Origin of the sequence: Corallococcus sp. CA054B, assembly GCF_003611625.1 — a bacterium.
Classification (GTDB): Bacteria; Myxococcota; Myxococcia; order Myxococcales; family Myxococcaceae; genus Corallococcus; species Corallococcus coralloides.
In genome coordinates, this window is sequence record NZ_RAVY01000047.1 from 23,379 (window position 1) to 37,779 (window position 14,401).

The following is a 14,401-nucleotide window of genomic DNA, read 5'->3' on the forward strand; positions in this document are numbered from 1 at the left end:
CCGGCAGCGGGCGGCCGAGCAACCTTCCGTGCCGTATTTGCCGGGGTGGGATGGCATGCGAACCCTGCCGTACACGGAGGGGATTCCATGTATCTGGGGCGGGGGTGGCGCCGGACTGTCGTTGGAGCGACGGTGCTGGGATTCGCGGTTGGCGGAGGGTGGGGGTGCGGAGGTGGGGCTGAGAAGCCTGATCCGGACACCTGCCAGGATTCGAAGGTGGGGTGCCCACCCGATGAGCAGCCTTCAATCCCGGGCGAGCTTCCCCCCCCGGGCAGCGGCACGCAGACGCCGCCGGGCAATGAGAACCCGCAGACACAGCCGCCTCCGGTGAAGGAGCCGGACGTCGTGCCGCCCGCCTCGGGGGCCACGCTGTGGTTCGCGAAGGAGGGCGCCGCGCAGGACGACCTGGCGCTGGACCTGGCGGTGGACGCCACCACGGGCGACTTCTTCACCGCCGCCGTGCACGGCTACGACGACCTGGACGCGCGCACGCCCACGGATGACGCCGTGGACCTGGTCCTCACGCGGCGCTCCGGCGCGGGGCAGACGCTGTGGACCCACGCGTACGACGTGCGCGTGGAGCCCACGCCCGTGGAGCTGCGCGCCGACGTGCGCGTCCGCGTGGCGGCGGATGGCGCGGGCGGCATGCTCCTGGCCGGCAACATCCAGGGCACGGTGGACCTGGGCACGGGCAAGCTCAGCAACGGCGCCATCGTCGCGAGGCTGTCCGCGGACGGCGCGACGCTCTGGGCGCACCGGGTGCCCGGCGAGCTGACGGTGAAGGACGTGGCGGCGGACGCGGAAGGAAGGCTGTACGTGGCCTATACCGCGCCGGGCTCCGTGGACCTGGGCAACGGGGTGAAGGGGGCCTCGGCCGGCGTGGCGGTGTTCACGGCGGACGGCACCGCGGAGCGCGCCTTCGCCGTGGGCGGCGCGGAGTCCGAGGGCGCGGGCGCCGAGCCCCTGTCCCTGGCCCCCGGCGCGGACGGCAGCGTGGCGGTGGCGGGGCGCTACACGGGCACCGTGCGCTTCGGCACCAACGTCACGCAGGGCTCCGGCTCAGGCAGCCCGTTCGTGGCGCTGTACCGGCAGGACGGCGCGCTCGGCTGGGCGAAGGTGCGGCCCGGCGTGAAGGGCAGCGTCCGGGACGTGAGCCGCGACACCGCCGGGGACGTGGTGGCGGGCGGCGACTTCCAGGGCAGCTTCTCCTGGGCGGGCGCGTCGCTGAAGGGCGCCTCCAGCCCCAGCCCCTTCGTGGTGGTGACGGGCGCGGACGGCACCGAGCGCTGGGCGCGCGACCTGGGCGTGGACGCGTCCGTGCAGGGCGTGGCCATCCACTCCACCGGCGAGGTGCTGGTGGTGGGCTACACGTACTCATGGCTGGAGAACGGCGCCTCGGGCACGGACGGCCTGGGGTCCGCGCAGCTCTTCACCCAGCGCTTCGACCCCACGGGACAGCCGCTGGCCTCGCGCCTCTTCCTGGGCACCGCGCCCGAAGCGCGCGGCGAGCTGTACGGCGTGGAGGCGGTGCCGGCGGTGACGTTGATGCCGGACGGCGACGCGGTGCTGTACGGCTACACCGACCGCGTCACCGACTTCGGCGTGGACAAGTTCAAGCCCACGCGCGGCGACGTCTTCCTGCTGCGCGTGAAGTACTGAGCGCCTACTTCGAGCCCTGCGGAGCGCCCGCACTTCCGGGGGTGGGCGCTCCTGCGGGCCGCTGGTCCGGGGCGGTGGAGGCCCCTCCGCCAGGGCGCAGCGCGTTCTGGCCCAGGCGTGAGAAGTTGATGGAGTTGCTCAGGATGCGCACCGCCTCCTGGTCCGCGTGGAAGCCCATGGAGTTCTCCGCCTCCACGAAGTCCAGGTAGAACTGGGCGCGCTTCTGCAGGTCGCGCGCCTTGGCCAGGGACTCCTCGGGCGCTCCCGCCTTCTTCGCGTTCTCAAGGTCGTGGATGAGGTCCACCAGCGCGTCCATGGCGATGTTGCGCGTCTGGAAGGTGCGCGTCTGGATGGTCTCCGCCCGGTTGAGCAGCTCCGCCTCGCTCCACTTGTGGCACGTCTGACAGGCGCGGTTGATGTTGAGCAGCGGGCTGCGCACGTGGTGGTCGCTGATCTTCATCGCCCCCTCGCGCTGGTAGGGCATGTGGCAGTCCGCGCACGCCACGCCGCTCTTCGCGTGGATGCCCTGGTTGTACATCTCGAACTCAGGGTGCTGCGCCTTGAGGACCTTCGCGCCGGTGAGGGCGTGGGTCCAGTCGGCGTGCCCGTCCTCGTCGTAGTAGGCCATGATCTGATCGATGTTGATGCCCTTGGCCCAGGGGTACGTGAGGCGCTTCTCCTTGCCCTTGAAGTAGTACTCGACGTGGCACTGCCCGCACACGTACGTGCGCATCTCCTGGCGGGTGGCGTCCTCGTTCACCTTGAAGTCCGGCACGCCCTGGCTGGCCTTGAGCGCGGCGATGCCCTCGATGAAGCCGGGGCGCGTGACGCGCAGCTGCATGGTGGTGGGGTCGTGGCAGTCGATGCAGGACACCGGGTGCTCCACGAGCTTGCGCGCCTCGGCGAAGGGCATCTGGTTCATCTTTTCAAAGCCCTTGATGAGGTCCCCGTCGCCCAGCTTCTTGTAGGGCACGTACACGCTGCCGTGGCAGTGGATGCAGGTGCCCGGCTGCTGCGTCACCTGCTGCCGCTCGGTGAAGACCTGATCCTCCAGCATGTGCGCGTGGCCGCGCTCCTCGCGGAAGTCGGTGGCGAAGGCGTAGCCGCTCCACATGGTGACCAGGCGGGGGTCCTCCTCCAGCCGGCTCTGCGCCACCACCGAGCGCGGATCCGCCTGGGTGGGCGTGCGCGCCACCGCCTCGCTGCCGCCGTAGCGGGTGCGCTTCTGGTCCACCGTGCGCTTGTAGCCGTCGTACTGGAGCGGGAAGTTCTTCCCCCACACGGCGGGGTCCGTGATGGTGTCGTCGAGCTCCACCACCCGGTAGAAGGGGTTCTTCGCCTCCTGCTTGCGCTCCATGATGTTGACCAGGAGGGCGGTGACGCCCGCCGAGGCCAGCGCCGCCACCACCGCGACCGCCACCACGAGCTTGATGCCGCTGAACAGCCGGCGCTTCTCCGGAGCCTTCTCGGGCTCGGTCATCGTGCAATCTCCTTACGGATGAACTCGGGGTTCCCCGACCCTTCGGGGTGACCCACGGAGTTGTGGCAGGTGAGGCACTGGAGCTGCTCGCCGGGCGCCACCTGCCCATGACCCGTGGGGGGCGTCTCGATGGCCTCCACGATGGAGGCATGGCACTTGCGGCACGCGTTCTCCGTCACCACGCGGTTGCCCGGACGCAGGCGGATGGGGTCGGGGAAGGTGCCGGTGGTGAAGTAGAACGAGTGCCAGAAGCCGTTGCTCGCCTTCGTGTAGTACTTGGGAACAAGGCCCGCGGGCGTGTGGCAGTCGTTGCAGGTGGCCACCGCGTGGTGGCTGCTCTTGCGCCAGCCGTCGTACTGCTCGTTCATGATGTGGCAGTTGGCACAGGCGGCAGGGTCGTCCCGCAGGTAGGACGAGCCCTTCGCGTACGCGAAGGTGAAGCCGCCGAGACCGACCGCCACACCGATGGCAATCCCGAGGGTCACGGCCAGTACGGTGCGGGATGCGAAGAGCACGTGGGCCACCCTACACGCATGACGGTGGCGCGTGTGCGTGAAGTGCCAGACACACCTCCGCGACCGCCGACCGCATGGTCCCCCCCCTCCGGCGGGCCCATGCTCGAGCATGTCCAAGCGTGCGGCGGCGTTGCTGTGTCTGGGGTTGAGCTCGGCCTGTGCGCACTACCGCGTCCAGGCGCCCGGCGCCGCCGGGGCCAGCGCCACCGAACCGCAGGGCGAGGTCCTCTGGTCCCTGGGCTGGGGGCTCGTCCAGGAGCGGCCCCGGGTGGACAACTGCCAGGGCCAGGCGCTCGCGGAGGTCACCCAGAGCACCAACGTGGGCTTCGCGCTCATCAGCGTGCTGACGCTCGGCCTCGCCATGCCGCAGCGGGTGGAGTGGCGCTGCGCCAAGGCCCAGCCCACGCCTGGCGACCTCGGGGTGCGGTAGCCATGCCGCCTGTCATCCATGAGAGCAGCCAGAAGCGCTGGCAGAACTGGCACCAGAGCTACACCCAGAAGCTGGAGCTGCTGGTGGACGTCTGGAACGCGGATGCCTCCCACTCCACGGTGCCGGGCTACATCGACACCACCGTGGGCCTGCAGGGGCTCATCCAGCGCGCGCTCACCGGGCGCCTGGAGATCCGCGGCCTGGGGGGCGGCTGGTCCTTCACCAAGGCGCCCGCCACCAGCGGCATCCTCGTCAACACCCGGCCGCTGAACTACCTCTTCCCCGCGCCCCGCACCCATCCCGCCTATCCAGGCCGGAGGGAGGACCTCCTCTTCGCGCAGTGTGGTGTCTCCGTCGCGGAGCTGAGCCACTTCCTGAAGAGCATTGGCAAGTCGCTGACCACCTCGGGCGCCAGCAATGGGCAGACCATCGCCGGGGCCATCGGGACGGGCACGCATGGCTCCAACCTGGAGACCGGCGCCATGCAGGACTTCGTGGTGGGCCTGCACGTCGTCGTCTCACCGGACCGGCACGTGTGGCTGGAGCGGGCCACCGCGCCGGTCATCCACGACGAGATTCCCCAGAAGCTGGGCGCGGAGCTCATCCGGGATGACGCCCTCTTCAACGCCGCCCTGGTGGGCCTGGGCGGCTTCGGCCTCGTGCACGGCGTCCTCATGGAGGTGGTGGACCTCTACTACCTCCAGGCGTACCGCCGGCGGATGCCGCTCGATGACGGGCTCTGGCGCGCGCTCGACCAGCTGGACTTCTCCGGCATCACGCTGCCGGGACCGCAGGGGCTCAAGCCCTATCACTTCACGGCGGTCATCAACCCCAACGACATGGAGCGGGGGGTCTTCGTCACGGTGATGTACAAGCATGCGCGGTGTCCGGAAGGCTCGAGCCCGCCCAGCCCCGGCAGCAAGCTGACGCAGGGGGACAGCGCGCTCGAAATCGTCGGCGTGCTGACGGACATGGTCTCGGAGCTGACCATCCCCCTGCTGGCGCGGCTGATGGATCGCTTCTACCCGGAATACGAAAACGTCTGCGGGACGCACGGCGAGCTGTTCACCGACACGACCACCCGGGGCAAGGCCTGGGGCAGCGCGGTGGGCGTGCCGCTCGGCCGGGTGCGCGAGACGGTGGAGCTGGCCCTCGCCATCAATCGCACGCATGCGTTCCCCGGGCTGTTCGGGGTGCGCTACGCCCTGCCCTCCCGGGCCCCGCTGGCGTTCACCCAGCACGCGCCCATGACGTGCGTCCTCGACATCGACGGGGCTGCGTCCACCCGCACGAGGTCCTACAACCGCCGCGTCTGGCAGCAGCTCGCCGAATCCTCCATCCCCCACACGTACCACTGGGGCAAGTTCCACGAGTTGGACGGCCCGGCGGTGCGAAGCCTGTACGGCGAGGCACGCGTGGACGCCTGGCTCGCCGCGCGCCAGACCCTGCTCACCACGCCGGAGCTGCGCGCGGCCTTCGCCAATGACTATCTCCGCGGGCTGGAACTCGCGTGAGCAGGCTCGCCAGCCTGTCGGTGGTGGGCGCCCTGCTCGCCCCAGGAGCGGCGAGCGCGCGAGACAGCGACACCATCAACCTCTACCGCTACGTGCTCGACGTGGACGTGCCGGAGTCCCCGGCCCTGGTCGCCATGGACGAAGCGCCCCTGCGCGTGCTGCTCGGCGCGGCGCCCAAGCCGGTGATGGCCACGGTCCTGGCATCGGCGTCGCCGGAAGCGTTCCGCCCGGGGCTCAGCCTGGACGTCGCGCCCTACTTCCTCTTCGGCGGCGGCGTCCGGAGCCTGTCGGGCTACCGCTCGAACTCGCTGACGGGCCGGCTGATGCGGGTGCTGACGAAGACGACGGTGTCCGCGGCCATGCTGCCGGACCTGGACGGCACGGGCGCATGGCGCGTGGGACTCGGGCTCCGGACGACGTTCCATGATCCGCATGACCCCGTGCTCAACTCCCCCCTGCCCGAGCGGGTCGAGGAGGAGCTGGAGCGCCACGGCGTGCCGCCGCCCGCGGACTCGGACGAGGATGTGTCCGGGCGGGGCGTGGACCTGTCCGCCATCTTCGGCCAGGCCGAACGGGAGATGCGCTCCCGGAGCGGAGACATCCAGATCTCCGCCGGCTGGGGCGTCTCCGCCCGCACGGAAGGCGGCGTGCTCACGGGCGACGGGCTCCGCGACACGCGGCACACGTTCTGGCTGACCGGTCAGGCCTCGCTCGGCCGGCGCTTCGACGCGCTCGCGACGATGCAGGCGCTGGACCTGTTCCGGGACGGCAGGGCGCTGCGCACCGGCCTGGGCGTGCAGCGGAAGACCTCCGTGGCGGACTTCCGCGCGGAGCTGGCCTTCGACGGCACCGACAATCGCTTCCACCCGGGCGCCGCCATCGACGTGACGCTGCCCGGCTGCACCAGCGCCCTCGCCTCGCTCACCACGGCGCCCGGCGCGGACACGGACGATGGCCCGGTGCTCCGAGGCCAGGTGCAGCTGCGCTGGTACTTCGCCCGGTGCCGCTAAAGACAAACGGGCCCGGCGCGCTGAAGGCACCGGGCCCGTCCATGTCCCGCGGCGAAAGACGTCTCAGCCGCCGAGCGCCACGTTCTCCAGCACGCCCAGCGCGTCTGGGACGAGCACGGCGGCGGAGTAGTAGGTGCTCACCAGGTAGTTCGTCATGGCCTGGTCGTTGACGGCCATGCGCTTCACGGTGAGGCTCGGCTCCACCTCGTCGGGGATGCCCGCGTTGTGCAGGCCCACCACGCCCTGGTCGTCCTGACCGATGCGCATGGCGATGATGGAGGTGGTGTTCTCCCGGCTGATGGGCAGCTTGTCGCACGGGAGGATGGGCACCCCGCGCCACGCCTGGAACTTCGCCCCGCCCACGTCCACCACCGTCGGGTACAGGCCGCGCTTGTTGCACTCCCGGCCGAACGCCGCGATGGCACGCGGGTGGGCCAGGAAGTAGCGCGTCTTGCGGCGGCGCGTCAGCAGCTCATCCATGTCGTCCGGCGTCGGCGGGCCCGAGCGGGTGTTGATGCGCTGCTTGAGGTCGGCGTTGTGCAGCAAGCCGAACTCCGGGTTGTTGATGAGCTCCCACTCCTTGCGCTCCTTCAGCGCCTCGATGGTCAGCCGCAGCTGCTCCGCGGTCTGGTTCATCGGGTCGTTGAAGATGTCCGACACGCGGGTGTGCACGCGCAGGATGGTCTGCGCCACGCTCAGCTCGTACTCGCGCGGCTTCAGCTCGTAGTCCACGAAGGTGCCGGGCAGCACGGGCTCGCCGTGGTGGCCGGCGGCCAGCGCGATGGCGGCCTGCCCCGCCTTGTCCTGGGGCTTCTTGAGGTTGGCCCGGTAGCGCTCCACGTGCGCCTTCAGCACCGGCGACTGGGCGATGAGGGACTCGAACACGCCCTGCGGCAGCGCCATCACCGTGCAGGCCGTGACGGCCTTGACGGTGAAGGGCCACACGTCGTTCGACTCCACCACCGCCTGGTCACCGAAGTGGTCGCCGTCCGCCAGCGTGTCCAGCACGACGGGGTCGCCGTACTTGCCGGCCGTCAGCTTCTGCGCCTTGCCGTGCGCCAGCAGGTAGACGTGCTCGGCGGACTTGCCCGCCTCCACGATGGTGTCGCCCGCCCTGTAGTGCTGCTGGGTGAAGCGGCCCGCCAGGGTGCGGATGAGCAGGTCATCCACGTCCTGGAAGCCCCGCATCAGCGGCAGCTTGAGCAGCTCCTGGGGGATGATCTCCACCTTGGCGCCGATGTTGCTGAAGTTCAGCCGGTCGTCGCCCACGGTGTACGTCAGCCGCCGGTTCACGCGGTACGTGCCGCCGGACACCTGCACCCAGGGCAGGATGCTCAGCAGGTAGCGGGGCGAGATGCCCTGCATCACCGGCTGCGTCTTCGTCGTCGTCGCGAGCTGGCGCGCACCCGCCGTGCTGAGGGTGGTGCCCTCGTGCGCCGCTACGTCCTTCTGTGAAGTCGTCATGGAAGAACCTTCCCGTTACGTGCGGACGAAGAACTACGAGCGGCCCAGCTCCACGCTCTCCAGGATGCCCAGCGCGTCCGGCGTCAGCACCGCCGCGGAGAAGTACGCCGTCACCAGGTAGTTCATGATGGCCTTCTCGTTGATGCCCATGAACCGGACGTTGAGGCTGGGCTCGATCTCATCCGGGATGCCCGCCTGGTGCAGGCCGACGACGCCCTGGTTCTTCTCACCCGCGCGCATCAGCATGATGGACGTGGTGCGCGACTCGCTGATGGGCAGCTTGTTGCAGGACACGATGGGGATGCCGCGCCACGCGGGCACCATGGTCCCGTTCATGTCGGTGCTGGTGGGGTAGATGCCCCGCTTGTTGCACTCCTGCCCGAACGCGGCGATGGCGCGCGGGTGGGCCAGGAAGAACGACGGCTCCTTCCACACCGTGGCCAGGAGCTCGTCCATGTCGTCCGGCGTCGGCGCGCCGGAGCGGGTGTGGATGCGCTGCTTCAGGTCCGCGTTGTGCAGCAGGCCGAACTCACGGTTGTTGATGAGCTCGTGCTCCTTGCGCTCCTTCAGCGCCTCCACCGTCAGACGCAGCTGCTGCTGGGTCTGGTTCATGGGGTCGTTGAAGAGGTCCGCGACGCGCGTGTGGATCTGCAGCACGGTCTGCGCGACGGCCAGCTCGTACTCGCGCGGGTGCGTCTCGTAGTCCACGAAGGTGCCGGGCAGCACGGGCTCGCCGTGGTGGCCGGCGGCCAGCTCGATGGCCTTCTGGCCGGAGGTGTCCTGCTTCTTCTTGGAGCGGGCCTTGAAGTTCTCGATGTGCTTCTGCAGCGACGGCACCTGCGCCACGACCGCCTCGAAGGCGGACTGCTGGAGGACGAGCGCGATGACGGGCGTCACGGCCTTCGCCGTGAACTGCCAGTAGTCCTGCGACTCCAGCAGCGCCTGGTAGCTGTAGTGGTCGCCGTCCGCCAGCGTCTCCAGCACCAGCGGCTCGCCGTACTTGCCGGTGCCGATGCGGTTCACCTTGCCGTGGGCGATGAGGACGATGGAGTCCGCTTCCTTGCCGGCCTCGGTGATGACCTCACCGGCCTTGTACTCCTTCTGCTCGAAGCGGTTGGCCAGCGCGGTGAGCGCGTCCACGTCTTCATAGCCGCGCAGCAGGGGCAGCTCGCCCAGCTCCTGGGGAATCACCTGCACCTTGGCGCCGGTGCTGGTGAAGGTGACGCGGCCGTCGCCCACCGCGTAGGTCATGCGGCGGTTGACGCGGTACGTACCGCCGGACACCTGCACCCACGGCAGCAGCTTGAGCAGCGTCCGCGAGGAGATGCCCTGCATCTGCGGCTCGGACTTGGTCGTCGTCGCCAGCTGACGCGCCGCCTGCGTGCCAAGGCTCTGGTTGTTGTCGTCGAACTTCTTGGTGTCGTTGGACATGGGTCACCCTTCTGCAGGTTGAAGAATCGAAAAGGCTTCGGACTGCGGTTGAACTCAGGACCTGCCGGCGCGGAACAGCTCGGCGACGCGCATCGCGGAGGTGCCCAGGCGGGAGACGCTCCCCGCCTTGAGCTTCGGCGCCGCGTCGTGGATGAGCTCCTTCTCGGTGTAACGGGCCACCTCCGCGTGCCACCGGGGGATGCCCGCCATCCACTGCTGGAGCTGCTCCACGTACTTGTTCAGCTTCTCCTGCGCCTTCGCATCCAGGTCGAAGGTGCGGATGACCACCGGCAGCTCCTTGGCCACCAGGTGCTCGAACTGCTTCATGCGCGCGGTCATCAGCGCGTTGACCGTGAGGACGGCCTCGTCCTTGTCCACGTCCAGGAACTTCTGGACCACGAGCACGCAGTTGTTGAGCTCGCCCTCGAACTGGATCTCCTTCTGGTAGGAGAAGAGGTCGTTGACGAAGCAGGCGTAGTCCGCGGCGGAGTTCTCCAGCCCGCGCAGCGTGCGGGTGTTGAAGACGTCCTCCGGCACCGCGTCGCCCTTGGAGAGGCGCGACAGGCTCATGGTGAGGTCCGAGCCGAACGTCTTGCGGCGCATCTCCACGTAGTCCACGGGGTCCGGCACGCGGTGGGTGAGCTGGTTGTTCAGCTCCCACACCCAGCTGTCCGTCATGTCCTGGATGGCCTTGCGGAACAGCATGCGGCCGCGCGGCGACAGCGGGCCGGCGGTGCGCTTCCACAGGTCCACCAGGCCCAGCTCCACCGGGTTGGTGGGCACCGCGGCGCTGGCGGCCTCCACGTCATCCGGCATGAACTGGCCCAGCCGCGCGGTGAACATCTTCGCGCCCGCCATGTCCCGCGTGTTCGCGTAGAGCATGGGGAAGTAGTCGTCCGCATAGGTGCCCCAGACGAGCCAGCACGCCGTCAGGTCCAGCTGCTCCGGGGTCGCGTCCGGGTGGATGTACGCGCCGCAGAGCGCCACGTCCGCCGCGTCGAACTTGTGGTCGTCCCAGACGTAGAACCCCACCACGGGCACCACCTCCAGCATGCCCACGCGCCGCGCCCACTCCTTGGAGTTCTTGCGCGCGCGGTCCAGGTGGGGGCTCTGGTACGTGCTGTACGGCATGTAGAACTTCGGCAGCTTCGTGGGGCCCACGTACTGGCGGGGCACGTGGCTCAGGGAGCGGGAGCGAGGCCCCAGCCCCAGCCCGCCGGGCGTCAGCGGAATCCGCAGCGCGGAGGTGCCCAGACCGGAGGGCACGGGGATGGACAGCGCCGGCCGCTCCTCCGAGTGCTGGTTCATGTAGCGGTTGGAGCGCATGTGCCACTCGTGGCCGCCGGACTGCCAGTCCTGCAGGCCGCGCAGGTACGTGAGCACCTGCGCCTGCTCCACCGGGTTGAGCCCGTACTCCGCGAACAGCCACGGCAGCTCCGTGGCGAACGTGGTCTCGAACTGCTGGAGCCGCGACGTGAGCAGGTCGTTGACCAGCTCCGCCGCGCGCTGGGTGTCACAGTCGAGGAACTTCTCCACCACCAGCACGCCGTTGGAGAGCTCGCCCTCCTCCAGCTCGCGCTCGTAGGAGAACAGGTCGTTGCGCAGGTGCACCGCGTCCGAGAACGTGTCCTTGAAGACGCGCATCGGCCGGCTTCTCACGACGCGGTCCGGAATCTCCGCGGCGACGGCGTGCTCCACCAGGTCGGACGACCAGGGCGCGCCGCCCACCTTGCGGCGCATCTCGATGTACTCGATGGGGTTGGAGACGCGCGCCTCGCTGATGTTCTCGATCTCCCACATCGACTCATCGAGCAGGTGCTTGGTGTTCTCGAAGAAGCGCTTGCGCCAGTCCATGGACATGGAGGGCACGGTGCGCTGCCACAGGTCCCAGAGCGCGCGCTCCACCGGGTTGACCGGCTCCGGCGGCGGGGACATGTCCAGCGGCATGAACAGCGGCAGCCGGTCCAGGTAGGCCTGGCCGCCCTTCACGTCGCGCGAGTACTTGAAGACCTCCAGGAAGTGGTCGTCGAAGTAGAAGACCCAGACGTACCAGTCCGTGATGAGATCCAACTCCGGGCCCGGCGCCTCCGGGTGCGTGTACGCACAGAGCAGCGCGTAGTCCATGCCGTCGAAGCGGCGCTCGGACCAGACCTCGCGGTCCGTACCATCCCGGGGTGGACCCAGGATGCCCATCTGGTACGACCACGCCTTGGTGTGCGCGCGGGCCGATTCCAGGTTCGGGTTCAGGCGCGCCGGCCACGGCACGTAGAAATCCGGCAACTGGAACGGTTGCTTCTGCTTCCCCTTGGACATGCTCGCCCCTCGTTGATCCCCAGGGGCTTGTACTGTCGTCCAGTGGGCAACACCACGGATGCCCGTTTGAGCGGCAAAAGTTGATTAATCCCGCAGATAAGGGTTCGCGGGGATGGGGGATGACCCTCCTGGATCAGTCGTTGAGAAGGAAGGAGACCTCCCGCGGGGGGCGCATTCCGTCGAGCGACGTTCGCCTCCCCGCGTGACCCTCGCGTGACCTGCTAGCGGCGCGTGGAACGGCGCGCGGAGCTCTTGCGAGCGGACGTCTTGCGCGTGGACGTGCCGCGAGCGGACGTCTTGCGCGCGGTGCGGCCGGCGGCGGCGCGACGGGCCGGAGCCTTGCGGGCGCCGCGCCTGGCGGTGGCCTTCTTCGCGGCGCCGCGCTTCGCCGTGCCGCGCTTGCCAGCGGCCTTCTTCGCGGTGCGCTTGCCCGCGGCCTTCTTCGCGGTGGTGCGCTTGGAGGTCGCCTTCTTCGCGGCCCCCGTGCGGCGGGACGACGCCTTGCGGGCGCCCTTGCGCGCACCGGAGGAGCGGCGGCGCGCCGGCGTGGCCTCACCGACCGGCAGCATCGTGTTGGACGACGGGGTCTCGTTCGGGTCCTGCATGTTCGACTCGGCGTGCATCAACAACCTCCAGGGTGACGACCCTGCAAGGGTAAGCGCAACCGCCGGAAGTGCACGCATGCCCCCCCGAGCAGATGCACGCCAGCTGACGAATGCGCTCACGCGCGAGGCCGAAAATCCGGCTCCGGAGCGCACGCGCCGCGCGGACCGCTCAAGCCGCGCCCTTCAGGAACGCGGCCAGCTTCTCGTACGCCACGGCCAGCGGAGGGATGGGCGCGCTCTCGTGGAGCTGGTGCGCCTGCGCCGTCTCACCGGGTCCGAAGTTCACCGCGTCCACGCCCCACTCGCCGAAGCGGGCCACGTCCGTCCACGCCTGCTTCGACGCGGCGGGCAGCCCCGTGAGCGACATCAGCCGCTGGAACAGCGGGTTGCCCGCGGCCACCGGCCCGCTGGGCGACGCGTCCGTGAACTCCACCTCCGCGCGGCCCGCCACCAGCGCCAGCACGTCCTCCTTCGCCTGCGCCACGCTCTTGCCCGGCGCGAAGCGGTAGTTGAGGTTCAGCTCGAACGCCTCCGGCACCACGTTGCGCGCCCGGCCGCCCTTGGCCAGCGTGGCGCTGATGACTTCATAGAAGGGGAAGCCCGCGACGTTTACCTCCACGCGCTCGCGGCCCAGGAGCTCCGTGAGCAGCGGCCCCGCCTTGTGGATGGCGTTCTCCCCCTGCCACGGCCGCGCGGAGTGCGCGCTGCGCCCCGTGAAGCGGACGGTCACCTGCATGCTGCCGACGCAGCCCACCTGCACCACGCCGTCCGTGGGCTCCATGGCGATGCCGAACTTCACGCGGGACAGGTCCGGCCGCCTCTCGTACAGGGGGATGAGGCCGCTCTCCGCGTAGGCGCCCTCCTCGCGCTCGTACAGGAGGAAAGCCACGTTGACGGGCAGCGCGTCGCGCTTGAGGTCCTCCGCCAGCGCCATCATCACCGCGACGCCGCCCTTCATGTCGGACGCGCCCAGCCCGTGCACGCGCTCCCCTTCGATGCGCGGCGCGCGGCCCACATCCCCGGGGTGCATGGGCACCGTGTCCAGGTGGCCGATGAGCGCCACCGTGGGCCGGGGGTCCTCCAGCGAGCCCAACAGCAGCGTGTGCCCGACGCGGAAGACCTCCTCGCGGCGGAAGTGCTTCAGCGCCCAGCCTTCCACGTGGTCCGCGATGGGACCCTCGTGGCCAATGGGGCTCTCAATGCGACACAGCTCGAGCGTCGTCTGGGCGAGTCGGGTGGCGAGGTCGGTGGAGGCCATGCGCGAAGCACCATACTCCCCGCCCGTGCCCGGCACACCGTCCCCTCAGGCGCCGTCCGCCAGGTCCGCGAAGGACGTCACGCCATCCAACACCGTGACGCAGATGCACGCGGGGCCCTGCAGCGCGGTGAAGTCGTGCAGCGAGCCGTCCGTCTTCTCCAGCTCGTCTCCGGGCCACACCTCATGGCCGGAGTCCTCGCGGAAGCCGCCCTCCAGCACCAGGTTCCACTCGCGGCCCAGGTGCGCATGGCGCGGGTAGCGGACACCGGGCTGGAGGCGCACGACGGCGGCCATCATCCCCTCGCGCGCCGGGCCCGTCTCCACCGGCATCAGCTCCACGCCCTCCACCGGGCCGGGCATCCAGTGGGACGGCTCCGCCATGGACTCCAGCAGCTCGCGGGCCCGAGCCTCCGCCACGTCCAGGAACGCGGCGACCTTCCCGGTCCAGCGGGCGAAGCGGCCGGGGCTCTCCATCCGCTCCATCAGGCGCGTGAGCACGGAGGCGGGAGGCGCCACCGGCTCCACGAGCGCCCCCAGCGCATCCACCGCGGGCGTCAGCCGGGCCAGCTCCGCCCGGCAGCGCTCACAGCCCTCCAGGTGCCGGGCCGCGGCGTCGCGCCGGGCCGGCTCCAGGGTCCCGAGCAGCCACTCGGGGAGGATGTCGTCGAGGTGTTCCATGCTCTCCTGAGAACGACGCGGACGTAACAAGTCGCGCGACAACC

Annotated in this window: 12 protein-coding genes; 4 read left to right on the top strand and 8 right to left on the bottom strand. The window is 69.9% G+C overall.

Going from position 1 to position 14,401, the window contains the following annotated elements; translation table 11 throughout:
- Positions 1-216: 216 nt before the first annotated feature.
- Complete coding sequence (locus D7V80_RS14505) at positions 217-1,659, top strand: hypothetical protein (RefSeq protein WP_147447103.1); 1,443 nt, start codon at positions 217-219, stop codon at positions 1,657-1,659.
- Between the two features lie 4 nt (positions 1,660-1,663).
- Here D7V80_RS14505 and D7V80_RS14510 read toward each other — a convergent pair whose 3' ends face one another.
- Positions 1,664-3,139, bottom strand: a complete 1,476-nt coding sequence (locus D7V80_RS14510) for an ammonia-forming cytochrome c nitrite reductase subunit c552 (RefSeq protein WP_120588723.1) — start codon at positions 3,137-3,139, stop codon at positions 1,664-1,666.
- Entirely contained in the window at positions 3,136-3,654 is a 519-nt protein-coding gene (gene nrfH, locus D7V80_RS14515) for a cytochrome c nitrite reductase small subunit (RefSeq protein WP_120588724.1), read from the bottom strand. The genes D7V80_RS14510 and nrfH overlap by 4 nt, the downstream gene beginning before the upstream one ends.
- 109 nt (positions 3,655-3,763) lie before the next feature.
- On the opposite strand from nrfH, the gene D7V80_RS14520 reads away from it, so the two are divergent.
- From D7V80_RS14520 to D7V80_RS14530, 3 genes are read left to right on the top strand one after another with little or no spacing between them, the layout of a single operon-like run.
- Positions 3,764-4,084 carry a hypothetical protein gene (locus D7V80_RS14520; protein ID WP_014400157.1) on the top strand — a complete coding sequence of 107 codons (321 nt, stop codon included), beginning with the start codon at positions 3,764-3,766 and terminating at the stop codon, positions 4,082-4,084.
- 2 nt (positions 4,085-4,086) lie between these two features.
- Positions 4,087-5,598 (top strand): FAD-binding protein, encoded by a 1,512-nt coding sequence (locus tag D7V80_RS14525; protein ID WP_120588725.1) that lies wholly within the window; start codon positions 4,087-4,089, stop codon positions 5,596-5,598.
- Complete coding sequence (locus D7V80_RS14530) at positions 5,595-6,608, top strand: hypothetical protein (protein WP_120588726.1); 1,014 nt, start codon at positions 5,595-5,597, stop codon at positions 6,606-6,608. The genes D7V80_RS14525 and D7V80_RS14530 overlap by 4 nt, the downstream gene beginning before the upstream one ends.
- Before the next feature lie 63 nt (positions 6,609-6,671).
- On the opposite strand, the gene D7V80_RS14535 is transcribed toward D7V80_RS14530, so the two are convergent.
- From D7V80_RS14535 to D7V80_RS14560, 6 genes are all read right to left on the bottom strand, one after another.
- Positions 6,672-8,072 (bottom strand): family 2B encapsulin nanocompartment shell protein, encoded by a 1,401-nt coding sequence (locus tag D7V80_RS14535; RefSeq protein ID WP_120588727.1) that lies wholly within the window; start codon positions 8,070-8,072, stop codon positions 6,672-6,674.
- A 33-nt stretch (positions 8,073-8,105) separates the two neighbouring features.
- On the bottom strand, positions 8,106-9,503 hold the full coding sequence (locus D7V80_RS14540; protein WP_120588728.1) for a family 2B encapsulin nanocompartment shell protein: 1,398 nt from the start codon (positions 9,501-9,503) through the stop codon (positions 8,106-8,108).
- A 54-nt stretch (positions 9,504-9,557) separates the two neighbouring features.
- On the bottom strand, positions 9,558-11,816 hold the full coding sequence (locus D7V80_RS14545) for a family 2 encapsulin nanocompartment cargo protein terpene cyclase (protein WP_120588729.1): 2,259 nt from the start codon (positions 11,814-11,816) through the stop codon (positions 9,558-9,560).
- Between the two features lie 221 nt (positions 11,817-12,037).
- The gene (locus D7V80_RS14550) at positions 12,038-12,439 is read right to left on the bottom strand and encodes a cell envelope biogenesis protein TolA (RefSeq protein ID WP_120588730.1); all 402 of its coding nucleotides are present in this window, start codon (positions 12,437-12,439) and stop codon (positions 12,038-12,040) included.
- A 151-nt stretch (positions 12,440-12,590) separates the two neighbouring features.
- The gene (gene dapE, locus D7V80_RS14555) at positions 12,591-13,679 is read right to left on the bottom strand and encodes a succinyl-diaminopimelate desuccinylase (RefSeq protein WP_120588743.1); all 1,089 of its coding nucleotides are present in this window, start codon (positions 13,677-13,679) and stop codon (positions 12,591-12,593) included.
- A 45-nt stretch (positions 13,680-13,724) separates the two neighbouring features.
- Positions 13,725-14,357: a cupin domain-containing protein gene (locus tag D7V80_RS14560; protein ID WP_120588731.1), complete on the bottom strand. Its 633-nt coding sequence runs from the start codon at positions 14,355-14,357 to the stop codon at positions 13,725-13,727.
- Positions 14,358-14,401 lie beyond the last annotated feature (44 nt).